The organism is Flavobacterium beibuense F44-8 (assembly GCF_000769915.1).
Classification (GTDB): domain Bacteria; phylum Bacteroidota; class Bacteroidia; order Flavobacteriales; family Flavobacteriaceae; genus Flavobacterium; species Flavobacterium beibuense.
In genome coordinates this window covers 117014-139963 of record NZ_JRLV01000006.1, presented here as the reverse complement: position 1 = coordinate 139963, position 22950 = coordinate 117014, and the positions used below count along the sequence as shown (strand labels likewise).

At 37.6% G+C, this 22950-nt stretch carries 24 protein-coding genes; 16 read left to right on the top strand and 8 right to left on the bottom strand.

The annotated features are described in order from the left end of the window. The first annotated feature begins 26 nt into the window (after positions 1-26). The 5 genes from Q763_RS06855 (at position 27) to Q763_RS06835 (ending at position 4622) form a co-directional block, all read left to right on the top strand. Positions 27-1139 carry a DegT/DnrJ/EryC1/StrS family aminotransferase gene (locus Q763_RS06855; protein ID WP_035132528.1) on the top strand — a complete coding sequence of 371 codons (1113 nt, stop codon included), beginning with the start codon at positions 27-29 and terminating at the stop codon, positions 1137-1139. Positions 1140-1141: 2 nt separating this feature from the next. Further along, the gene (locus tag Q763_RS06850) at positions 1142-1717 is read left to right on the top strand and encodes an L-threonylcarbamoyladenylate synthase (protein ID WP_035132526.1); all 576 of its coding nucleotides are present in this window, start codon (positions 1142-1144) and stop codon (positions 1715-1717) included. Further along, positions 1718-3160 (top strand): CCA tRNA nucleotidyltransferase, encoded by a 1443-nt coding sequence (locus tag Q763_RS06845; RefSeq protein ID WP_035132524.1) that lies wholly within the window; start codon positions 1718-1720, stop codon positions 3158-3160. Positions 3161-3304: 144 nt separating this feature from the next. Then, complete coding sequence (locus Q763_RS06840; RefSeq protein ID WP_035132523.1) at positions 3305-4330, top strand: COX15/CtaA family protein; 1026 nt, start codon at positions 3305-3307, stop codon at positions 4328-4330. Positions 4331-4439: 109 nt separating this feature from the next. Then, positions 4440-4622, top strand: a complete 183-nt coding sequence (locus Q763_RS06835; protein ID WP_035132521.1) for a CsbD family protein — start codon at positions 4440-4442, stop codon at positions 4620-4622. An 85-nt stretch (positions 4623-4707) separates the two neighbouring features. Here the strand turns inward: Q763_RS06835 and Q763_RS06830 are convergent, their stop codons facing one another. The 7 genes from Q763_RS06830 to Q763_RS06800 form a co-directional block, all read right to left on the bottom strand. Then, positions 4708-5463: a LytR/AlgR family response regulator transcription factor gene (locus tag Q763_RS06830; RefSeq protein WP_035132519.1), complete on the bottom strand. Its 756-nt coding sequence runs from the start codon at positions 5461-5463 to the stop codon at positions 4708-4710. A 33-nt stretch (positions 5464-5496) separates the two neighbouring features. Then, positions 5497-5823: a 2TM domain-containing protein gene (locus Q763_RS06825; RefSeq protein WP_035132517.1), complete on the bottom strand. Its 327-nt coding sequence runs from the start codon at positions 5821-5823 to the stop codon at positions 5497-5499. A 91-nt stretch (positions 5824-5914) separates the two neighbouring features. Then, entirely contained in the window at positions 5915-6232 is a 318-nt protein-coding gene (locus tag Q763_RS06820) for a 2TM domain-containing protein (RefSeq protein WP_035132515.1), read from the bottom strand. 2 nt (positions 6233-6234) lie between these two features. Further along, positions 6235-6546 (bottom strand): 2TM domain-containing protein, encoded by a 312-nt coding sequence (locus Q763_RS06815; protein WP_035132678.1) that lies wholly within the window; start codon positions 6544-6546, stop codon positions 6235-6237. Positions 6547-6548: 2 nt separating this feature from the next. Continuing rightward, complete coding sequence (locus tag Q763_RS06810) at positions 6549-7895, bottom strand: 2TM domain-containing protein (RefSeq protein ID WP_035132513.1); 1347 nt, start codon at positions 7893-7895, stop codon at positions 6549-6551. Further along, positions 7879-8310 (bottom strand): hypothetical protein, encoded by a 432-nt coding sequence (locus tag Q763_RS06805; RefSeq protein ID WP_035132511.1) that lies wholly within the window; start codon positions 8308-8310, stop codon positions 7879-7881. Before Q763_RS06805 ends, Q763_RS06810 begins: the two co-directional genes overlap by 17 nt. 21 nt (positions 8311-8331) lie before the next feature. Further along, complete coding sequence (locus Q763_RS06800; protein ID WP_035132509.1) at positions 8332-8964, bottom strand: tetratricopeptide repeat protein; 633 nt, start codon at positions 8962-8964, stop codon at positions 8332-8334. Positions 8965-9284: 320 nt separating this feature from the next. Between Q763_RS06800 and Q763_RS06795 the strand changes: the two genes are divergently transcribed. The 3 genes from Q763_RS06795 to Q763_RS06785 are packed head-to-tail and all read left to right on the top strand — an operon-like array spanning position 9285 to position 11244. Then, positions 9285-9806, top strand: coding sequence for an STM3941 family protein (locus Q763_RS06795; protein ID WP_052123274.1), 522 nt, complete (start codon positions 9285-9287; stop codon positions 9804-9806). Between the two features lies 1 nt (position 9807). Then, positions 9808-10305 (top strand): hypothetical protein, encoded by a 498-nt coding sequence (locus Q763_RS06790; RefSeq protein WP_035132508.1) that lies wholly within the window; start codon positions 9808-9810, stop codon positions 10303-10305. Between the two features lie 6 nt (positions 10306-10311). Continuing rightward, positions 10312-11244, top strand: coding sequence for a hypothetical protein (locus Q763_RS06785; protein WP_035132505.1), 933 nt, complete (start codon positions 10312-10314; stop codon positions 11242-11244). Positions 11245-11323: 79 nt separating this feature from the next. On the opposite strand, the gene Q763_RS06780 is transcribed toward Q763_RS06785, so the two are convergent. Continuing rightward, the gene (locus tag Q763_RS06780; protein ID WP_035132503.1) at positions 11324-13477 is read right to left on the bottom strand and encodes a TonB-dependent receptor; all 2154 of its coding nucleotides are present in this window, start codon (positions 13475-13477) and stop codon (positions 11324-11326) included. A gap of 184 nt (positions 13478-13661) precedes the next feature. Here Q763_RS06780 and Q763_RS06775 point away from each other — a divergent pair, with 184 nt between their 5' ends. The 8 genes from Q763_RS06775 (at position 13662) to Q763_RS06740 (ending at position 22894) form a co-directional block, all read left to right on the top strand. Then, positions 13662-14036 (top strand): VOC family protein, encoded by a 375-nt coding sequence (locus Q763_RS06775; protein WP_035132674.1) that lies wholly within the window; start codon positions 13662-13664, stop codon positions 14034-14036. Between the two features lies 1 nt (position 14037). Beyond that, positions 14038-14427: an SMU1112c/YaeR family gloxylase I-like metalloprotein gene (gloA2, locus tag Q763_RS06770; RefSeq protein WP_035132501.1), complete on the top strand. Its 390-nt coding sequence runs from the start codon at positions 14038-14040 to the stop codon at positions 14425-14427. Positions 14428-14532: 105 nt separating this feature from the next. After that, complete coding sequence (locus Q763_RS06765; RefSeq protein ID WP_035132499.1) at positions 14533-15072, top strand: IS1096 element passenger TnpR family protein; 540 nt, start codon at positions 14533-14535, stop codon at positions 15070-15072. 56 nt (positions 15073-15128) lie between these two features. Continuing rightward, the gene (locus tag Q763_RS06760) at positions 15129-16187 is read left to right on the top strand and encodes a nucleoid-associated protein (RefSeq protein WP_035132497.1); all 1059 of its coding nucleotides are present in this window, start codon (positions 15129-15131) and stop codon (positions 16185-16187) included. Between the two features lie 194 nt (positions 16188-16381). Beyond that, on the top strand, positions 16382-18220 hold the full coding sequence (locus tag Q763_RS06755) for a hypothetical protein (RefSeq protein ID WP_232297506.1): 1839 nt from the start codon (positions 16382-16384) through the stop codon (positions 18218-18220). 93 nt (positions 18221-18313) lie between these two features. Further along, the gene (locus Q763_RS06750) at positions 18314-19213 is read left to right on the top strand and encodes an ABC transporter ATP-binding protein (protein ID WP_035132493.1); all 900 of its coding nucleotides are present in this window, start codon (positions 18314-18316) and stop codon (positions 19211-19213) included. Positions 19214-19222: 9 nt separating this feature from the next. Next, the gene (locus tag Q763_RS06745; RefSeq protein ID WP_035132491.1) at positions 19223-20062 is read left to right on the top strand and encodes an ABC transporter permease subunit; all 840 of its coding nucleotides are present in this window, start codon (positions 19223-19225) and stop codon (positions 20060-20062) included. Positions 20063-20125: 63 nt separating this feature from the next. After that, on the top strand, positions 20126-22894 hold the full coding sequence (locus tag Q763_RS06740; protein WP_157499362.1) for a T9SS type B sorting domain-containing protein: 2769 nt from the start codon (positions 20126-20128) through the stop codon (positions 22892-22894). The last annotated feature ends 56 nt before the right edge of the window (positions 22895-22950 follow it).

Sequence of the window (22950 nt, the reverse complement as noted above, 5' to 3'; positions counted from 1 at the left end):
TAGTATTTTTATATAAAATTGAATCAATGATAAAATTCCTCGACATACAAAAAATCAACCTGCAACACCAGCAGGAAATAGAGGAACGACTTCTAAAAACCTTTAGAAGCGGATGGTATTTGCTTGGCGAAGAGGTAAAAGCTTTTGAGAAACAACTGTGTGAATACATAGGCTGTAATCATGCTATTGGCGTGGCAAACGGGCTGGATGCACTACGTCTTATATTCAAAGCCTATATTGAACTAGGCATAATGAAACCGGGTGACGAGGTTATAGTACCGGCTAACACCTATATAGCATCAATACTCAGTATTACCGATAACGGACTGGTTCCTGTTTTTGTAGAGCCAGACATAAATACCTATAACATTGATTTCTCATTAATAGAAGAAAAGATAACCGAAAAGACCAAAGCCATAATGACCGTGCACCTATACGGACAAACGGCTTTTAGTGACTTGCTAATAAAATTAGCAACAAAATACCACCTTAAAATAGTAGAAGATAATGCCCAGGCTATAGGAGCCGACCTCAACGGAGTAAAAACCGGAAACCTTGGCGATGCCGCAGGCTTTAGTTTCTATCCCGGTAAAAACCTTGGAGCATTAGGCGATGCCGGTGCAGTTACCACAAACGACACTGAACTGGCACAGGCTGTGCGTACACTAGCCAATTACGGTTCGCAGCAAAAATATGTAAACCAATACCAGGGGCTTAATTCAAGGCTGGATGAAATACAGGCTGCCGTGCTTTCGGTTAAGCTAAAGTACCTTGATACCGAAAACCAGGTACGCAGGGAAATTGCCCAGCGCTATATTGATTCGGTTAATAACCTCGAAATCATACTGCCCGAAACTGGGAATGTTACCATAAAAAGCAGGCATGTATGGCACCTGTTTGTTGTAAGGACAAAAAATAGAGACAGGCTGCAGCAACACCTTCAGGACAATGGTATACAAACGCTTATACATTACCCTACACCATCATACAAACAGGAAGCTTACAGGGAATACAATCACCTGTCGTTCCCAATTACAGAACAAATACACAATGAAGTACTGAGCCTACCTATAAGCCCGGTACTTACAGATGAAGAGATACAACACATTATAGATACACTAAACAGTTATACAAGTTAGCCATGAGCACAGAAAATGTAAATGAAGAGGTACACAATGCCTATGAGGTAATTAAAAACGGAGGCATAATACTTTACCCTACTGATACGGTATGGGGAATAGGCTGTGATGCTACAAACGAAGAGGCTATTAAAAAAATATATGCCCTTAAACAGCGCGAGGAAACCAAAAGCATGATTGTTTTAATGAACGGCGACCGCATGCTTTACAATGTTTTTAATGAAGTACCCGAGGTAGCCTGGCAAATACTGGATGTGACAGATAAACCCACTACCCTAATACTTGATAACCCACGCAATGTGGCAAAAAACATTGTAGCGCCTGATAATACTTTAGGCATGCGACTGGTAAAAGAACCCTTTTGCTACAAGCTTATGGAGAGGATGAAAAAACCATTGGTATCCACTTCGGCTAACATAAGCGGAATGCCTACACCTAATTCTTTTAAAGAAATAGACCATCATATTTTGGACGGAGTAGACTATATCGTAAATTTGCACCACGATAAAGTTGCCGCCAAGCCTTCAACAATCATTAAGCTTGGCAATGATTTACAGGTAAAAGTGATACGACCTTAAATGGAAAACAAAACTTCATATAAAGAAGCTCTGGATAACAGGATATTTGAAATCATTTCTCAGGCCGCAGCACAGCTTAATTTAGAAAGCTACGTGATAGGCGGTTATGTAAGGGATTTTCTTTTAAAACGAAACTTTAAGAAAGATATAGATATCGTTGCTGTGGGCAGCGGTATAGAACTGGCACAACAGGTTTCTGCATTGTTGCCAAACAAACCAAAAGTACAGGTATTTAAAAACTATGGTACCGCCATGCTGCGCTATGAAGAGAGCAAAGGCGAGTTTATAGACATTGAGTTTGTAGGTGCCCGAAAAGAATCTTACCGCAGTGAAAGCCGTAACCCGTTTGTGGAAAGCGGCACGCTGGAAGACGACCAAAACCGTAGGGATTTCACCATCAATGCACTGGCACTTTCGCTTAATAAGAATAACTACGGCGAACTGGTAGATCCGTTTAACGGGGTAAGTGATTTGCAAAAAGGCATTATCCGTACACCATTAAACCCTGATATTACCTATTCAGACGATCCGCTTAGAATGATGCGCGCCATCCGTTTTGCTACTCAGCTTAACTTTACTATTGAGGAAGAGTCGCTAAAGGCAATTACTAAAAACAAGGAGCGTATTAAAATTATATCGGGCGAGCGTATTGTAGACGAACTGAATAAAATACTCCTGTCTGAAACACCATCCATTGGTTTTATACTGATGGAAAAAACAGGACTGCTGGATATAATAATCCCCGAACTTACCGCACTTAAAGGTGTGGAGGAAGTGGAAGGACAAACCCATAAGGATAATTTTTACCACACACTGGAGGTGGTAGACAACATTGTGCCAAACACCGAAGATGTATGGCTGCGATGGGCTGCACTACTTCATGATATAGGAAAAGCACCTACCAAAAAATTCAGCAAAAAACACGGGTGGACATTCCACGGACATGAGTTTTTGGGAGGTAAAATGGTAAAAAAACTGTTTGAAAGGCTACACATGCCACTTAACCACAAAATGAAATATGTGGCAAAAATGGTTATGCTTAGCTCACGCCCCATTGTACTGGCTCAGGATATAGTAACTGATTCGGCCGTACGAAGACTGATATTTGATGCAGGGGAAGATGTGGATGATTTAATGACACTGTGTTCAGCAGATATTACGACTAAGAATCAGCAAAAATTTAAAAAGTACCATAACAACTTTAAAATTGTACGCCAAAAAATTGTAGAGGTTGAGGAAAGAGATCATGTTCGTAATTTCCAGCCTCCAATATCGGGTGAGGAAATCATGGAGATATTCAACCTGAAACCATCTCGCGAAATTGGTGTACTTAAAGAAGCTATTAAAGAAGCCATACTGGAAGGGGAAATTCCCAACGAGTATCAGGCAGCTCATGATTTTATGATGACCAAAGCAAAAAAAATGGGACTTATTACTAAATAATAATTCTGAACCTGCAGGGGCTTCCCCCCGCAGGTTTTGTTTATATACCTGTACGGTTATATGGTAAAGTATGACATAAATCATATACAGCACAGGGCAACCAAATGTAAATTTGCAGCACAAACGTGATTTAGTATTTAAACAATGGAAATAAATTTTATAAAATCGGCAAGAATAGCCTTAATACTGGTTTATCTTGTAATTGTGGCAGGAGCTTTAGTACGTATGACGGGTTCGGGTATGGGATGCCCTGACTGGCCTAAATGCTTTGGCTACTACATACCCCCTACCGATGTTACCGAACTTACCTGGAGTCCTGAACATGAGTTTAAAAAAGGACAGGTTATTATTAAAGATGAAAAACTTTGGGTTGCCAAAGAAACCTTTACAACTAACGATAGCTACAATGAAGGTAACTGGGAAGCCTATACCAAACACGATTATGCCGAGTTTAACCCTGTACATACCTGGGTAGAATATGGTAACCGACTGGTTGGTGCACTTGCCGGAGTTGCCGTGTTTATAATGGCGTTACTGTCGTTTACCACACGTAAAAAAATCATTATTACCCTATCGTGGATAACTGTTTTCTGTATGGGCTTTCAGGCATGGCTTGGGGCTACGGTAGTATACTCTGTACTTAACCCTATAAAAATTACAGTACACATGGTTATGGCTTTAGTTATTGTAGGCATTATCCTGTACATTATACACAAGGCTAAAGAAACCACAGCCGATTTTAAACATGACAAACTGTTTAAAAACCTGCTTGTTGTTGCCATACTGCTAACTTTAATACAGGTAGTACTGGGTACACAGGTGCGCCAGTTTGTAGATGAGCAGGTAAAATCACTGGGGTACGACAATATGAACCTGATACTTAACAGTCCTGAAGTTTCCTTTTACGTTCACCGTACGTTCTCATTTGTAGTATTTGGTATAAACCTATGGCTATACTTACGCAACAAAAAACTTGGACTTGGGTACAGCAAAGTAAACTGGGTAATTGCATTACTTTTGGTTGAAATAGCTTCGGGTATTGCTATGTATTACCTTGACTTCCCGTTTGGGTCACAAACCATACACCTTGTAACAGCCTCTTTACTGTTTGGTATACAGTATTACATTTGGCTGGAAACTACACGAAGTAAGGAGCTACAGCCCGGATAAATTTTCACATAGTTTTAAGGTGGGGTTAAAGTTGTACTAAACCTCTGGCATTACTCATTATATGTTGGTACCTTTATGTAAAGAAAAATCAACATAAAATTAAAAAGCTATGCCAAACAAAGAAGAAATCCACGGAAACTGGAGCGAGTTTAAAGGTAAACTCAAACAAAAATACGCCCAACTTACAGATGACGATTTGATGTATGAAGAGGGCAAAGAAGATGAAATGTGGGGAAAACTTGAAAAGAAGCTGGGTAAGGCAAAAAAAGAAATATTATCCGTTTTTGAGTAAACTCAATTCTTTTTAAGCAAAATACTACATTTCGAAGCTGTTCTGTAAACAGGTAATGGTTTGCAGAACAGTTTTTTTTATGCAGTTACCCCAGCCACTCCCTAAAATCGTTAACACGCTCCCTACTCACAATAACCTCATCGCCATCATAAGTATTAAGTACCAGTTTTAAGCGCGAGTTAGTATACATTACAATATCTTTAATCGCATTTACCGATATGATAAACTTACGGCTCACACGGTAAAACTTAGCAGGGTCCAGTTCGCCCTCAAGCAGCTCCAGGGTACCATCCAGTAAATAATCCCTGTTATCGTTAGTATGTAAGTAAGTCCCTTTGTTTTCACTATAAAAACACTCTACATCCTCAATATTAATCATTTTAAGGCGTTGTCCCATTTTAATGGTAAAACGTTTCTTATAGCTTTTATCCAGCGGGTTTACCAGCATGCGTTTTATCTGGTCAAAATCAAAAGAGAAACTGTCTTTAGCAGGTATGCGTTCGCGGTATTTATTTACAGCAACTTCAAGATCATCCTCATCAATAGGCTTTAGCAGGTAATCAATACTGTTAAGTTTAAAAGCACGCAGGGCATACTCATCATAAGCCGTAGTAAATATAATAGCACTGTTAACCGGTACGGCATCAAATATCTCAAACGAAAGTCCGTCAGAAAGCTGAATATCCAAAAATATCAAATCAGGATGCTCATTGTTCATAAACCATTCTACAGCCTCTTCTACCGAGTGTAACATGGTATTAGCCTCAAGGTTTAGTTTTAGCAGTTTGCGTTGCAGGAGTCTTGCTGCAGGCTTTTCGTCTTCTATAATTAAAACATTCATTGGTTGGCGTTTATTTATGTTTGGTTGTATTGTTTATTCCCAGCGGTTTTCGCTTTTACGCTTTTTATTTTGCTCCATTATTTCGTTAATCTTACGTTCTTCCCAGTTACTCCCGAAAAAAACATTTCTTCCGAAAACACTTACTCCGTGTAAAAGCAAACCTATTCCCCATGGTATTGCTGTTGAGAAAGTATGCCATTCCCAAAAACTCACACCCGGATCCATATTAATATAATGCATAACTAATATAAATGCATTAATACACATATATACTACAAGGTGCCTGTAAAATCCTTTTATTGCTTTTACTCTTTTTCTGGCACGCTCAAGTCTTAGATTTTCCTGAAATGAATTTTCCATGCTTAAATATTAGTTTTATCTTTTAGGTTTTAGATAGTATCATTCTATCCTGTTTTAAGCCCTTTCAGGCACTGTAGTTGTGTTTTAATAACTATTCGTATCGGGTTCGTTCCTGTCTTTCCTTTTCCATGAGTTCTCTCATTTTGCGTTCTTCCCAACCGCGTCCTAAAAACGGATTGTATCCAAACACCTCCATAGCGTGAAACCCTAATCCAAGTCCCCATACTATTAGCGAGAAAAAGAACCATAAAAACTGTGGTGAAAAGGTAAGGTTAATAAAAATTATCAACGGCATTATTACTAAGTAGCAGGTTAGGTGATAATAAAACCCGCGAAGTTCCTTTACTTTCTTTTTGGCTTTTCTGTACAATAGCCTCTCTTCTTCTGATTTGTTGTAAAAATTGTCCATAACTACTCTTTTTTACCGGATTGTTCCTTTTTCATTATTTCCTTCATTTTCTTTTTTTCCCAGCTCTTCCCTAAAAAAGGATAGAACCCAAATACCTTCATGGCGTTTAAAAACACTCCAAAACCCCAACTGACTGTTATAATCAAAAACCAGTACAGTAATGGTTTAAAAGTAAGATCAGGCAGTATAAGCATTGCAAAAACACTTATTAAGTAACAGATTAAATGAATGTAAAAGGCCCTTAAATCCCTTACTTTCCTTCGGGTCTTTTTATATAAAACACTGTCCTCGTCAAATTCATTATAATACTTCATACCTACTGCCATTTATTAGATTTCTCCTTCTCTATAAATTCCCTTATTTTTCGTTCTTCCCAGTCCCTTCCTAAAAAGGGCATAAAGTTAAACACATTTAAACCGTGGATTATAACCCCAAGCCCCCATCCGAACAACGGGAACAAAAACCAGTAAAACTGTGGTGAGGTTATATAGTTTAATATACCCAGTCCCGGTACTACAACAAGATAGGACATTAGGTTACCGTAAAATCCTTTTATATCCTCTACCCTTTTCTGGGCTTTGTAGTAATCATTCTCTTCCTCATTGTATGTTATATGATCCATAATTTCTACCTGTTTGGTTAAAATAGGCAGGTAAACGGTAAAGTATTCTGTGGTTTGTTCAATCTCTACCTTTCTGCTGGTTAAAATGGCATAACGGCTTACAATGTTTTCCAGCCCTACACCCTTCCTGTCCTGCAACACCTCTTTTTTCTGTAAATTATTCTCTACCACAAGGCTACCGTTTTTCTCGTAAATACGAATGTGTAACGGCTTTTGCGGACTGACAATATTATGCTTTATCGAATTTTCCAGTAATAACTGAAGCGATAACGGTACTACCTTACCTTCGGGATTAGCGAGTTCTGTAGGAGGCTCATAAAAAAGGCTGTTTTCAAACCTCATCTTAAGGAGGTTCATATAAGTTTTAGCGAATGATAATTCCTCCTGTATGCTTACCAGTTCCTTATCTCTTTGTTCCAAAACATAGCGGTATACCTTTGAAAGTGACGTTGTAAAACGTTGTGCATTATCGGGGTTTTCCTCTATAAGCGAACTCAACACATTAAGGCTGTTGAAAAGGAAATGCGGGTCGATTTGGTTTTTTAAAGTTTCAAACTTAGCCGATGCCGTACCTGCAATTATCTTTTCCTTTTTAACCCTGTTTTCCTGATACCTTTTATAAAAATGAAAAGCATGTATTAAAAGGGTAACTATAAGGGTAATACCAAGAGCAAAGTAATAATGAGATAAGGTTTCGTTCCTGAAAAACTCGGCAAAGGACCTGTTTTCCATTATTACATCTTCAAAAATTCTGAGCAGGAAAATAAAAAAGCCACTTACTGCAAACGATATTAGTATTCCGACTACTACACGCTTTGCCGATGTTTTTCCTTTTCCAAACACCCTGTCCAGAACAATGAAAACCGAAACATTTACCATATAGAGCACCACACTGTAAAGCATAGTGTATAAAAAGGCCGTAAACAATGCTTCACCGGTAGCAAATCCGTTGCCTAAAATAGTTTTTAGCACATACAGTATCACAAAAACAACTGCGCCCAGCGATACGGCCTTTAAAAGCTCTTTAATTATTAATCTCATTTTTCTTTGCTATAATACGTTCATCAAGTACACCCCTATACACTTTAAGCAGTTGGTATACCGTCATTATACCCCAAAATATGAATATAAAAACCATCCATCGCAACGCATCGGTTGTCCTAACGATTGCATGATTATATTCCTGCAGTAACTTTAATACTTTTTCCTGACTATCTATGTCTGCTACCGTGTCAGGATAGCCAAAAGTACTTAGGCTTGGTGTTGAAGGGAGTGTAAATAAGAGAACGGCTAATACCACTCCTATCATAACAAGCATTGTTTGTAACGTTTTAACGCTATCCCTTAAAGCATTACCCGTTTTATGTTTTACAATCCTTACATACAATATACCTGCTATAAAAAAGGGTAATATTATCCACATTAAATTTATGTCATCCAAGCCTACAGCTTCCATCTTATTCTCTTTATCTGTTAATTATTTCTTCTCGCTATTGCACTTTGCCAGTGTAGCCTGTGCTCTGTCCAGTCCCCACTGTGGGTAAAATGCCTCTTCTGCCTTAAAGTTATTAAAAAGCGCAATAGAACGTTCTACCTCAGCACACATAGGTGTGGTATCCTGTCCGAAAAAAGCTGCTCCCCCCATGTCAAATTCTGCTGCACAAAATACAACTCTCGGGTTTTCGGGTGCTAAGGTTTTTGCCTTTGTATAAAGTTGTTTTACAACCGGCGAAAGTTTCATCCCATTTGTCATTGGGTCAAACGCTATCCAGGCAGTGTGTATCATGGCCTGCATTACCAGTAGCTCAGCATTATCCGGCGAAATCAAATCTGCTTTATCATATGCTTCCTGTGCTTTGGTTAAAAGTGCGTTTACCTGCTCTTTATCTTTTGTTTGGAACGCCGTTGTTGTATTAACAAGTGCCACATAGTAGTTAGGAAGCCAGTTATCTTTTTCGGCTGCTGCTATTCTTTCAAATAATGCCGATGCTTCTGCACTTTTACCTTCTCCCCAAAGACCAAAGGCTTTTTGCATTCCTGTTTCATATTGTGTCTGTCCGCAAACGGTGTGACATACAAATAAAATTATAACTGTTATTGCTCTAATCATGACTGTTGGTTTTTTAATTAATAATTGTTTGATTTTGATGAGACAAATATCCCAACAAAAACACACCTGTTAAAAAGTGTTTTACCCAATTGTAGAATAAAAGGGATGAATTGTTATTTTAATTATTTTTACCATCATGCTGTAAGATTCTTTTTACCCTAACCGGACTAAAGATACAAAATATCTTTACCGCAAAGGGTAAGGTATATCACTGCCATCTATCACATTAAAGCAGATAAAAAACAGTATTTCAACAAATTAAATCACCTAAAAGCAGTAACAAACCACAACTTATACTTACCTGAAAACAACAGCAAGAAATGGAAACTAAAATAATTAAGTTTAATAAGGGCCGAATAATTACATTACTACTTATGGCGTTAGCATTTGTAATTGTAAGTATATTTATAATTACCCAGCCAATAAAAATACCAAGCCTATTAAAATACCTTGCAGGAGTATTAGGTATTTTATTTTTTGGTGCAGTTTTTATCACAATGATATTAAAATTAGCCAGTAATAAACCTGCAATCATTATTGATGATAAAGGAGTAACCGATAATGCCAGCGGAGTTAGCGCCGGGCTAATTGAATGGCAAGATATACTTGGTGTTGAAATAACCTCTGTAACCAATCAGTTATTTATAAGTATTTATGTAAGAAATCCGGAGAAGTACATGCAAAACATTAGCGTGGTAAAAAAATGGATGATGAAAATGAATCAGTCTATACAGGGTACAAACATTAATATCCCAAAAACCACACTGGGCGATGATTTTGATGAACTATACAAATTACTGGTTTTAGAACTGCAATTAAGAAACGGAGATAAAATTGCCTGATATGAAAAAAATAATCGTTGTCTTCACCTTACTCTCACTATTAAGCTGTAGTAAAGAGGAAAAAAAATCATCTGCTGATTTTGATATGTTTGTTTTCTCTTTTGCTACCGATGCAAAGACGTTTAGTATTAAATTCACTCCGGGTGATACCGTTTACATGAAAACCTCACCGGTTGATTATTCCTACTCACTTTTATCCGAAAAGAAAAGAGACTCGGCTTATGCAATCATAAAAGAAATTAAGTTTGCCGAATATGAAACCATATATACTAATGAGAATATTGTTGACGGAACCTCATTTAAATTCTACAAAACAAAAAACGATACTGTTAACTGGGTGTATGTGTATGAAAATAAAACGCCTAAAGAGCTATACAAAATTGCCGATAAACTAATACAGTTACAAACAGGACAAAAGTGGGTTCCTGTAAAAGGAAAACAGGACTTTGGCAATCTTGATTATATTGAATTATCAAATCCTTTAAATACTATTAACTAAACAATAATGAAATTTCTTTACACACTTTACACCCTTTTACTTACTGCATTTATTAGTCCGGTATTCTCACAATCGTTCATTACAGTTGATACAGATACTTATGAATTTATAGCCGATGTAAATTATTCAGTATTCAAAAACAATAAGCTTGTTTCAAAAGGAGTTACAGTAATAAACGAGCTTAATACCATTAAAACCGACTTTGATTCCATAAGTTTTAGCAGGCTAGACTACGAGACTACCGGTTTTAAAAAAAAGGAATTAGACTCTCTGGTTTTCTTAAAGAAAAGTACCATTTACCTTGATGAAATAGTTTTATCAAACACTAAAGATGACCAAGCTGTTATTGGAGAGCAAAATCGATTTGTAAAAAGCGAAGCAAAATCGCTCAGTAAAGAACTGCTTTATGGTCTTGTTTTCAGAAACAAATGGGATACCGATATCACAATTACAAAAGCAGATATTTTTGTAGATAAAGTAAAACATAAAACAGCTTATAAAATTAAGTTTTACACCTTTCAGGAATCATTTATTATGAATGGGAATCAGGACATTAAAAATCCTGAACCGGTTTTCACTACAGATACACTTTTTCTTGATGCACGTACCAAAGGGAAAGTTACTATTGATATCCCACAGGGCTTTGTTTTAGCATCAGACATGAACATATTAGTATCTGTAGAACTTGTTGATTATTATAATGAAGAAGGCAATGTTTTTAAACCTGAATTTAAAGACCTTACCAAATTAAAATTCCAACTATCTGACAGAGCTGATTATTATGCAAAACTCATTAACAGCAGGACTAATGAATTAACACCAAACCTACGTAACATTAACCTCATGATTAATTATGACTTTGCTCACATCTTCTTTAAAAAACCTCATAAGAGTAGTATAGTTGCACCTGCAATTTTACTTTACATCATAAAAAAATAAAACAGTATGTCTCAAATAAGGAAAACAGGAACTTTGGCAGTTTTGATTATATCAAATTACTAAAGTCCCTGTTAACTAACTACAAATTATCAAGCTGGTTGGATTTTTTGTCATCACTAATGGTCCAAAAGAAACCTACGAAAAAGAACCTGTCTGCCGGCTGTACTACCGCCTGTCTTGCAAACTGCCCGTTTACATCGGGGTTATTGGCATAGTCGTATCCAAATACATTTTTACTACCCATTACATTTGAAACCGAGAAGTAAAGTATTTTTTGCTGGCTTAATAACCATGCCCAGCTTACACTAAGGTTATTGTAGCTTTTTGTAAGTCCGCTCATAAACTCGGTATCGTTCGGGTTGTCATAAGGCCTCCCTGAGTTAAAGCTGTACGTTACTCCTAACTGTGATCTCAGACTGTTTACCCAGTACTTTGTCACTACAGAAAAGTTGTGTTTTGCCACATAGCTTGGTGTAACTTTATTTTCATAATTTTTATAATCTCTTTCGGTATCAATAAAGGAATACGACACCCAGTAATCCAGGTTTTTAATAGATTTGCTGTCTCTCCAAAAAAGATCCAGTCCCTGCGCATATCCGCTACCGTTACTGTTATATAACGAATTGTACATTGGCATTTCGCTATCATACTTTACAAGACTTGAATAATCTTTATAATACGTCTCTGCCCTAAACATTTTCCCATCGCCATTATACATATAATTTAAAATATAATGACTGGTTTTCTCGTATTCAAAGTTTTTATAATACTTCAGGTAATCAGCGTTAGGTGTTTGATGAAAATCACCATAGGCTAGAGAAAACTGTCCTTTTTTACCCGCCTTATAAGCCAGTGATGCACGCGGTTCTACTACAGATTTACCCAACACATCAGAGTACGAACCTCTCACACCGGCCTTTAATGCCAGCTTCTTTGAGAAAAAAATATCAGCCTCGGCATAAGTAGCAGCGATTGAATTGTTATAACCACTATTATAAACAAAACCTGTAGGCTCGCTGTAATCCTCTGTAAAATCGGTTAGAAAATAATCGGCTCCAAAGCTCAACTGAAAACGGTTGCTGAATTTTTTACTTAGCTTCAGTTTCATGTGAGAGCTGTTTTCTGCATTGTCCACTTTGTTTCCTGCAGGCCTGATATCATTATGACCGTAACCATAGCTTAATCCTGTTTGTATGGTCCAGTAATTACCCAATGAACCTTTGTAGGAAGTATTCAGGTAAAAGTTATTATTGGTAAGCGCAACCCTTACAGGGCTTGGTTCATTAATATCCTCCTGATTGATATCGAAGTCAGAATAATCAAACGCAGCATATACTTTCAGCATACCGCTATCAAACTTGTGGCGATAAACCGTTTCTCCCGAAAGGGACTGCACAGGTTTGTTCCAGTCAATATTTTGAGGCACTATCCACTGATAAGGCTGCAGGTTAATGTAAGACATGTTGAAGCTGAGTGAATTCTTTCCCCATTTTTGGGTATTACCCAGTCCAAGTCCTACAGTCATTAATGAAATTTCGGTTTGTTCTTGGTCGGGTTCTTCAATAGTATTAAGCAATAACACACTGGATAAAGCCTCACCAAACTCAGCCGAATATCCTCCGGTAGAGAATGTCATCCCCTTAAACAGGAAAGGTGAAAAGCGCCCTCGGGTAGGCAGGTTGTTTGTGGTGGAACCATAAGGCTGTGCTACACGTATACCGTCAACATAAGTTTGCGTTTCGTTTGCCTCACCACCACGTACAAAAAGCCTTCCGTCCTCCCCTACGGTTTGTGTACCCGGTAAGGTTTGCAGGGCAGCAATGATATTACCTGCCGATCCTGCTGTTGTTACAATATCAAGAGCGTTTAGTGCTGTTACCTTACTGTTGTCTCCGGCAGAAAAGGTACCTGCCGATATTACTACGGCATCAAGCGTATTAACGCTTTCACGCAGTTTAAAGTTTTGTGGTGTGTAGTTCTCAACAGTTATTTTCTGCATTACATCTTCAAACGACAAAAATGTGATAACAAGTACCTGTTCGCCTTTTGCAGTGGTCTCAAAAGAGAAGTCACCTTTTGCATCGGTAATAGCTCCGTCATAAGTTCCCTCTAAATAAACATTAGCTCCTGGTAAAGGTTCACCTTTGTGGTCGGTTACATGTCCTTTTAATACCTGTTGTGCATTAAGGTTTAAAGCTGTAAGCAGAAATAAAATAATAACTGTTGGTTTCATTTGATTGATGATTAAACTGATTGTTTGGTTGTTTTGTTGAGACAAATTTGCTGCGGTTATTTATCTTATCATAAATAATAATACCCAACTGTAATTTTTTTGGGATGAATTGTAAAAATTAATTTAAAAGGCTTTTCATTCCCATCACAACATGGTAATTTTATATACCAATCAAGCTTACACTATGAAAATTCCTGACAATTACTTACCCGTTATGCCTTACCTGGTTCTGGACAGGACGGTTGAATTTAAACAGTTTTGCGAACACACCTTTAATGCTACCGAACAGATGATTGTTCCCGGTGAAGACAACAGGATAATAATGCACGGCGAACTCAAAATAAACGATGCCGTAATTATGTTTGCAAACAGTAACGATAACTGGAAACAAAAAACATCGGGTATGTTTATTTTTGTGGAAAATGTAGATACCGTTTACAAACGCGCCATTGAAGCAGGCAGTACATCACTGCAAAAACCTACTCATGAGGTATACGGTTATGCAGCAGGATTTGAAGATCCTTTTGGTAACCACTGGTGGATTAATGAAATAAAATAACATGCTTAATATAAAAAAGGTACATCACATAGCTATTATTTGCAGTGATTACCAAAAATCAAAACACTTTTACACCAATATACTGGGATTTACTATTGATGCCGAAAACTACAGGAAAGAAAGGCAATCCTATAAACTGGATTTATCTTTAAACGGTGTTTATACTTTAGAACTTTTTTCGTTCCCAAATCCGCCACAAAGAGTTTCCCGTCCTGAGGCCGCCGGACTAAGGCATATTGCCTTTGAAACCGATGATATTAACAAAGCAGTAAACTGGCTTTCACAAAATAATATTGCAACCGAACCCATAAGAACCGACGAATTTACCGGAAAAAAATTCACTTTCCTCTCAGACCCTGATAATCTGCCTATTGAGCTTTACGAAATATAGTTTTTTTACTATTTTAGGCTATCCTTATATCTAAAAAATCTAAAATTCCAAAAAGCAAAATCAGAATTAATGGCTTACCTTTGGGGTTCAAAAATAACATAAACTATGGTTTACAAATTCAGAGTAATACTTGATGCTGAGGAAGATATTTTCAGGGATATTGCCATCCAGGAAAATGATACGCTGGAAGATTTACACAATGCTATTGTTAATGCTTTTGGTTTTGACGGACTTGAAATAGCTTCTTTTTATACCTGTGATGATGAATGGACACAGGAAGACGAAATTCCGCTTTTTGATGCGGGCGAAGTTCCGGGTGAAATGAAAGCAATGGCAGATTATCCGCTTAGCTCCATTTTAGACAGTGATAACACTAAAATAATTTACGTATATGATTTCCTTAATATGTGGACGTTTTTTGTGGAACTGGGAGCTATTGAAGAGCCTGAAAACGGAGTGAGCTATCCAGACCTTTTATTCTCTCACGGACACATGCCTAACACTGCACCTGAAAAAGACTTTAGTGCCGAAGGTGACGATATTTATGGTGATTTTGAAGACGATTATGACGATGATGATCTTGATATGTTTGGTGATGGGGAAGATTTTGATGACACGAGCTTCGATGACAATCAGTGGAATTAAACTAAGTCACTGACAGACAAACTAAACACCTAACAAACTAAGCATCTTAAAAAAATATGATAAACCTTTTTAATACTCACATTGAAACCCTTTCTGTACACAGGGTAGGAAACAAAAGCCGTAATGAGGCTATCTTTTTATCAGAACAGCCTTATAACCTAAATGACGAGATTGCTCCGCTTTTAAAGGAGTATTTCTTTAAGCCTTTTAGGGAGAAAGAGGAAAACTATTTCCAGTTTGCACACGAGGTAGATTTAGATTACCACGATATGTACAACCTGGTAACCGAAATGTTTACTAACCCAAGCGATGCCCACGAGATTTCTAAAAAAATAACCAAGCACCTGTTTGATCAGTCAAACCACCCGCACATTAAAAACGGAGAGGTATATGTGACTTATCTAACTAACCTGTCTATTGATAACAATACGGTAGATGCTGTAGGTATATTTAAAAGTGAGATTAAAACCGATTTCCTTCAGTTTGAAGAAAAAAGCAGCAACCTTGATATAGTACTTCAGCAGGGTATTAACCTTAACAAGCTGGATAAAGGTTGTATTGTTTTCAATTATAAAAAAGAAGAAGGTTATAAAATACTAACAATAGACAGTAACAGGTATGATGCCCGTTACTGGCTGGAGCATTTCCTTTCGGTAGATGCTTTCCAGGACGAGAACTTCGTTACTAAAAAGTACCTTAAATTCTGTCAGGATTTTGCTAAAGATGTAGTACTGCCTGCAGAAGACAAAAAAGAAGAGGTTATGTTCATGAACCGTTCTGTAAACTACTTCGCTAAAAACGACGAGTTTGAAGAAACGGCTTTCCTTAACGAGGTTATTGATAACCCTGACCTGATTCCTGAATTCAAAAACTATAAGGTAGAAAAAGCACCTAAATACAGTATTGAAGATGTTACTACCTTCCCTATTGCTAACTCGGCAGTAACCGATGCACGTAAGAAAATCAAAAACGTAATCAATCTGGATACTAACATCCAGATTAAAATGGATTTTGTAAACCCTGAAAGTGCCGAAAAGTTTGTGGAAAAAGGATGGGACGAGGAAAAACAAATGTATTACTACCTTGTTTACTTTAACAAAGAACAAAAAAGCTAAACTACTTAGCTTAAGCATACTAAAAAGAGGCCCTGAGCCTCTTTTTTTATTGTGTTAAATGAATGGTAAAACGCGCTATACTCCCTTAATTTAGCGTTTTCTTATAGTTTAATTTTATAACTTACAATTTGTAAAGCTTTTCGCAGGAAATGACCAAAACATTACGGTTCCTCATATTATTAACCTTACTTTTTGTGGCTGTACCCATGGCCGCACAGGTCACTCCTGTACAGGACTCTGTACCCGAACTTAATGACACCATAAAACAGAAACGGGACGAGATGTATAAAAACATACAGAACTACTCTAAAAAAAGAAAGTTTACCAAGTTTTTACACAAGCTTATATTTAGACCTGTACGCGAACAGGAAGCATCAGGTACCCGTAAAAGAACAAGGGAAAACGCGCCCGAAATGCAGGATCGCTACACCAAATACAGTGACAAGGTTATCCGAAAAATAAATATCGTAACACTCGATCCTTTTGGGTATTCTATAACCGATACTGCCAGAAGACCGAGAAACTGGGCCGAACGCTTTGGTAACGGTGTGCACCTTAAAACAAAGCAAATGACTATAAAAAATCTGCTGCTGTTTAAGGAAAAAGAACGACTGGACACTTTAATCGTAGCAGAAACCGAACGTTTAATACGTTCGCAACGCTATACCCGCAGGGTAATAATAAACGCCATCCCTATTGAAGGTACAAAAGACTCTATAGATGTAGAGATAAGAGTACTTGACTCCTGGAGCCTTATCCCTAATGGTTCGGCTTCTTCATCTAAAACTTCATTTGAAGTTACCGAAAGAAACTTCTTTGGGCTTGGGCATGAGTTCCGCAATGAATTTGACAAAGAGCTCAATACAGGGCAAACGGCTTATTTGGGGCAATATACCGTACCTAATATTCTTAACACCTACATGGAGGGGCAGCTTACCTACAGAATACATACTGATGAAAGCTATCTTAAAAGTTTCGGACTGCAAAGGGAATTCTTCTCGGCTTACACCCGCTGGGCAGGTGGTGTTTATCTGGAAGAAAAACTGGTTAGGGATTCCCTCCCCGATGTCCAGAATGTATATGCCATGCAGAATATGAAATCTGATTATAAGGAATTTTGGGGTGGTTACTCCTTCAAGATATTTAAAGGCTTTACTGAAGAAGACCGTACTACAAACCTTGTAGTCACCGCAGGTTTTAACAACAGGAGGTACAAAGAAAAACCTACTATTGCATACGACTCGGTTGGGTATTACTCCAACGAAAGGCTCTATCTTGCCAGTATTGGTTTAACCTCACGAAAATTCGTTCAGGATAAGTTTCTTTTCAATTATGATATTGTGGAAGATATACCCATTGGGCGTACCTACTCCTTTACCGGAGGAACACAGGCAAAAAACGGAGAAAACCGTATTTATCTGGGTGGGCGGTATGCCATAGGTAACTACTTTAAATGGGGCTTTTTAAGCCTTAGTGCCGAACTGGGATCTTTTTTCTACAGGGATAAAACCGAGCAGACTACACTACGGTTTGACCTGCTTTACTTTACCAACATGAAAGAATGGGGTAACTGGCGTTTTAGACACTTTATACAACCCCGTCTGGTTTTTGGTGATAACAGGATGCCTTTCCTTAAAGACCGACTTAATTTGGGTAACGACACAGGTATACAGGGTTTTGACAGCACAACACCGCTGGGTACTAAAAAATTTATATTAACACTGCAAACCCAAAGTTACACCCCTTGGGAAGTACTTGGCTTTCGTTTAAATCCGTTTGCCAATATTACCGTTGGCGTAATTGGCGATCAATACAACAAACTATATGAAAGTAAGTTTTACAGCAAGTTTGGTGTAGGGCTACTTATTACAAATGACTATTTGGTGTTTAGTAGTTTTCAGCTATCATTTGCCTATTTCCCTAATATACCCGGCAGTGGCAATAACATATTCAAAACCAATAGCTTTAAAAACAACGACATTATGTTGCCTGATTTCCAGATTGGCAAACCTGAGGTGGTACCTTATAATTAACAAATTTACTTTTTCCTGAAAATTTTATTTAAATTGGTAACAAAACCTTACAAGGTTCGTCATATTGTCACAGTAACCTAAAACAACAAGCTTTTGGAAACCATACTAACCATCAACAACCTCCACAAAAAATTCCGCCATGTGCATGCAGTAAACAATGTTTCCTTTGAAATAAAAAAGGGAAATGTTTACGGAATATTAGGTCCTAACGGAAGCGGAAAATCTACCACTTTGGGTATCATCCTTAATGTTGTAAACAAAACATCGGGCAGCTACAGCTGGTTTAACGGTGACCTTGAAACACATGATGCACTTAAAAAAGTAGGAGCTATTATTGAAAGACCTAACTTTTACCCGTACATGACAGCTTATGAAAACCTTAAGCTGGTATGCGGTATTAAAGGGGCTCCGTTAGAAAAAATTGATGAAAAACTGGAGTTGGTAGGATTACTGGAAAGAAAAGACAGCAAATTTAAAACCTATTCTCTGGGTATGAAGCAAAGGCTGGCAATAGCAAGTGCCCTGCTTAACGACCCCGAAATACTAATACTTGACGAGCCTACAAACGGACTTGACCCACAGGGAATACGACAGATAAGGGATATCATTAGGCATATTGCCTCACTGGGTACTACCATACTACTGGCTTCTCACCTGCTTGATGAAGTAGAAAAGGTATGTTCGCATGTTGTGGTACTTAGAAAAGGCGTAGTACTTTATACAGGTACTGTTAACGGAATGATTTCAAATGAAGGCTTTTTTGAACTTGAAGCTAACGACAAGCAATCGCTTAAAACTATTTTACAGCAACACCCGGCTATCGATAAAATTGAGGAAAACGAAAGTAAACTAATCGTTTACCTTAAAGAGTCTCTTGAAGCTGCCGATCTTAATAAATATCTATCATCACAGGGTATTTATCTAAGTCACTTAGTTAAGCGTCAATACAGCCTTGAAGAACAATTTATCCAGTTAACCTCATCTGCAAAATAAACCGCCACCATGAAACGACTTTTAAATATAGAACTGCAAAAACTTTGGAAAAACAGATCCAGTAAAGTACTCATTATAACTTATTTCATACTGTTAAGCTTTTTGGCTTTCATGTCAAGCATTAAGCTAACCCTTTTTGGACAGGAAGTAAAACTTGCCGATCAGGGAATATTTGATTTTCCTTACATATGGCACTTTAACTTTTTTGTTGCCGGGCTACTTAAAATTTTCCTTGCCTTGGTTATTGTATCCATGATGTCTAATGAATACACTTATGGCACCCTGAAACAAAACCTTATTGACGGATTGAGTAAAAAGGAATTCCTTATCTCAAAAATGCTTACGGTCTTATTATTCTCGGCAATATCTACCATTTTCGTATTTACAGTTAGTATTATACTGGGGTACAGCTTTTCTTCTTACACAGAGGCTTCAATAGTATTCTCTGATTTATTTTACATACCATCATACTTTTTAAAACTGGTTGCCTTCTTTTCATTCTGTTTATTTGCCGGGGTATTAATAAAGCGCTCGGCATTTGCTATTGGTTTTATAGCAGTATGGTATATTATAGAAAAAATTATACACTTTTCTTTGTTCAAATATGTATTCGGAAATGACAAGACACTTGAAACAGCTATAGGTTTTATGCCTTTAGAATCTATGTACAACATGATGAAAGAACCCTTTACAAGGTTCAAAACTTACAACGCTATAGAGAATCAGGTTAGCGGTGTTGGTGAAGTTCGTTTTTACGGTGTACACTGGTATGAAATTGTTATAGTTTTAGCATGGACTGCCATATTTATAACATTATCATATAATATTTTGAAAAAGAGAGATTTATAAAAGCAACAGCAAGGAGGTTTTATAAATTTTATATAAATTTACAAAAACCTTAACATTGCTGCTGTGAAATTGAGATTTATATATTTATTACTCCTCTTTTTTAATATTTCTGTTTGGGGACAAAGTGACTGCCCCGAAGCCATAATTGTTTGTGGCGGTATGGATTATTATGGGCTTAGTGCAGGAGGAGTAGGTAATATAGTAGAACTAAGCACTGCTACTAACGATTGTCATAGTGAAGAGCACTTTAGTGTTTGGTTTAAAATTCAGATAAAAGACGGCGGTACACTGGGTTTTGTACTTACTCCCGAAGAAATAGATGATCTTGTTGTTGATTTTGATTTTTGGCTGTTTGGGCCTAATCTAGAATGCGGCAATCTTGGTGATCCTATTAGGTGTTCTACCACTAACCCTTTGCAGGCAGGACTGGATTACAATACAACCGGAATGAACGAAACCGAGATTGACGTATCTGAAGGTCCGAGTTCTGACGGAAACGGATTCATACAGTGGGTTGATGTCGAAGATGATGAAATTTATTACTTAGTCGTAGACAGGCCACACGGCTTTAGTAACTTCTCTATAGAATGGACCGGTACAGCCACTTTTCATGAAGTACCTTATTTTGACAACCCAAACGACATTCCGCTTGGGTTAACCCAGTGTGATGGTGATGATGGGGTGTATGACCAAATGGCTGTTTTTGATCTTACCGTATATCAGGATATGTTTATAGGTACACAAACCGATGTTGAGCTTACCTATCATGTAAGTATGAATGATATGATTACGGGAGAAAACCCCATGACTAATCCACAATCATATACATGTGGTACTCCGGTAACAACAGTGTACCTGAGAATGACAAACCCGGTTACGGGCTGTTATGATATACAAACCTTTAATCTTGATATACCTGTTATTAGCGGAGATGCTGAAGACATTACACTTTGTGACGATAACCAAAACGGTATACGGGAGTTTGACCTCACGGTTAATGACCCCGATATTATTGGTAATACCGAAAATGCTTCTGTAAGTTATTATACCTCTATGCAGGATGCCGAAAATGCCACAGGAGCAATTGGTCCTTTATATGAAAACGAAAATCCCTACGAAAGTGAAGTAATATGGGCGAGACTGGAAAAAACAGACGAAAACTGTTTTGATCTGATTCCGTTTACCATAAGCGTTTACAGTTTTGAAATTACACCTATACCTATTAATCTTTGTGATAGTGACGGTACTGAAGACGGACTTACAACCTTTGATCTTACCATAAACGAAGAATCATTTTCGGGCAATACCCCAAATGCTTCTTTTACATACTATGCCTCGGGTTCTGATTTATTAAATGATAACCCTATAAACAATCCCACAAGTTATTTCAGCACTGCCAATCCGCAAATGATATATGTGAGGATGACTAATAACGACACAGGGTGTTTTGCTACACAGGCTTTTTCCATAGGCACATCAACAGTAACCCCCGGCACTCCGCAAAACCTTGCCATGTGTGATGATAATCAAAACGGAATACAACAGTTTGACCTTTCTGTCAATGATTCTCTTGTGCAGGATGGCGATACTTCGGCCGATATAACTTATTACAATTCGCAACAAGATGCTGTTAATGCTACCAACCCGCTTAACTTACCTTATCAAAATCAACAGCCTTATACTGATGAGACTATTTGGGTAAGAATGGAAAGAAATAACGACAGTGAGTGCTTCAATATAACATCCTTTACCATTAGTATACTCAATCTTCCGGTTTTTAATAATCCAAATGATATACTATTAGACCTTAGCCAGTGTGATGATGATGGGGTAGACGACCAGTCTAACGCGTTTGACCTTACCGCTCACGAAGAAATGTTTACGGGACAACAAACCAACCTGGTATACTACTACTATGCCGATATGAACGATTTTGAAGATGGTAATGCAATTGTAAACCCACAGGCTTATGCCAATATTACCAATCCTCAAACAATCTATACGCAAATTTATAATACAGAAACAGGTTGTTACAGTCCGCTGCAAAACTTCACTATCGAAATTATCAACCCTATTGTAGCAGGCGAACCTGTCGATTTATGGCAGTGTGACCTTCACATGAACGGTTTACAGCTATTCATACTAAGCGTTAATGATGATCTTATAGCAAATGGCGAATCTAACAGGGAAGTTATTTATTATCCCTCACTTCAGGATGCTCAAAATGAAACCAATCCGTTAAATGATGTACACCAAAACAGTGTGCCCTATACAGGTCAAACCATTTGGGCGAGGCTTGAAAGTACTAACGGTTGTTTGGGGTACGACATTACATCGTTCACCATTAGTGTTGCGCAACTACCGGTAATAGACTATACCATAAGAGTTGAAGACTTTACCCAATATGATAACTCCATAGCAATTGATATTCCTAACTGGGAAGAATTTGAATACTCTATGGATGGCGAAAACTATACCGATATACCTTATTTTGGGGGCCTACCACCGGGGTTATATGAAGTATACATACGGTCTAAAGACGGATGTAAAACCGAACAGGAAGATGTAGTACTTTTAAACTACCCTAAGTACTTTACACCAAACGGAGACGGTATTAACGAAACCTGGCAGGTGTACTTTATTTACTTCCTCCCAAAATCAAAAATTTCCATTTTTGACCGCTATGGCAAACTGGTTAGTAGTTTTTGGGGAGACAGTATAGGCTGGGATGGTATGTATAACGGAGAAGCTCTTCCATCAACTGATTATTGGTTTTTACTTGAATTAGAAGACGGAAGGAACATCAAAGGGCATTTTGCCATGGTTAGGTAATTTTTTTTTGTAATTTTATAAAACCTTTAACGTTAATCCGTTATAGGAGCTATGCT

Coding starts and splice junctions, on each gene's coding strand:
- Q763_RS06795 (WP_052123274.1), top strand. CDS start 9,285: ATGGAAACTAAAATAATTAAGTTTAATAAGGGCCGAATAATTACATTA.
- Q763_RS06815 (WP_035132678.1), bottom strand. CDS start 6,546: ATGAAGTATTATAATGAATTTGACGAGGACAGTGTTTTATATAAAAAG.
- Q763_RS06785 (WP_035132505.1), top strand. CDS start 10,312: ATGAAATTTCTTTACACACTTTACACCCTTTTACTTACTGCATTTATT.
- Q763_RS06745 (WP_035132491.1), top strand. CDS start 19,223: ATGAAACGACTTTTAAATATAGAACTGCAAAAACTTTGGAAAAACAGA.
- Q763_RS06780 (WP_035132503.1), bottom strand. CDS start 13,477: ATGAAACCAACAGTTATTATTTTATTTCTGCTTACAGCTTTAAACCTT.
- Q763_RS06810 (WP_035132513.1), bottom strand. CDS start 7,895: ATGAGATTAATAATTAAAGAGCTTTTAAAGGCCGTATCGCTGGGCGCA.
- Q763_RS06775 (WP_035132674.1), top strand. CDS start 13,662: ATGAAAATTCCTGACAATTACTTACCCGTTATGCCTTACCTGGTTCTG.
- Q763_RS06805 (WP_035132511.1), bottom strand. CDS start 8,310: ATGGAAGCTGTAGGCTTGGATGACATAAATTTAATGTGGATAATATTA.
- Q763_RS06855 (WP_035132528.1), top strand. CDS start 27: ATGATAAAATTCCTCGACATACAAAAAATCAACCTGCAACACCAGCAG.
- Q763_RS06830 (WP_035132519.1), bottom strand. CDS start 5,463: ATGAATGTTTTAATTATAGAAGACGAAAAGCCTGCAGCAAGACTCCTG.
- Q763_RS06765 (WP_035132499.1), top strand. CDS start 14,533: ATGGTTTACAAATTCAGAGTAATACTTGATGCTGAGGAAGATATTTTC.
- Q763_RS06835 (WP_035132521.1), top strand. CDS start 4,440: ATGCCAAACAAAGAAGAAATCCACGGAAACTGGAGCGAGTTTAAAGGT.
- Q763_RS06760 (WP_035132497.1), top strand. CDS start 15,129: ATGATAAACCTTTTTAATACTCACATTGAAACCCTTTCTGTACACAGG.
- Q763_RS06840 (WP_035132523.1), top strand. CDS start 3,305: ATGGAAATAAATTTTATAAAATCGGCAAGAATAGCCTTAATACTGGTT.
- Q763_RS06850 (WP_035132526.1), top strand. CDS start 1,142: ATGAGCACAGAAAATGTAAATGAAGAGGTACACAATGCCTATGAGGTA.
- Q763_RS06790 (WP_035132508.1), top strand. CDS start 9,808: ATGAAAAAAATAATCGTTGTCTTCACCTTACTCTCACTATTAAGCTGT.
- Q763_RS06800 (WP_035132509.1), bottom strand. CDS start 8,964: ATGATTAGAGCAATAACAGTTATAATTTTATTTGTATGTCACACCGTT.
- Q763_RS06845 (WP_035132524.1), top strand. CDS start 1,718: ATGGAAAACAAAACTTCATATAAAGAAGCTCTGGATAACAGGATATTT.
- gloA2 (WP_035132501.1), top strand. CDS start 14,038: ATGCTTAATATAAAAAAGGTACATCACATAGCTATTATTTGCAGTGAT.
- Q763_RS06820 (WP_035132515.1), bottom strand. CDS start 6,232: ATGGACAATTTTTACAACAAATCAGAAGAAGAGAGGCTATTGTACAGA.
- Q763_RS06825 (WP_035132517.1), bottom strand. CDS start 5,823: ATGGAAAATTCATTTCAGGAAAATCTAAGACTTGAGCGTGCCAGAAAA.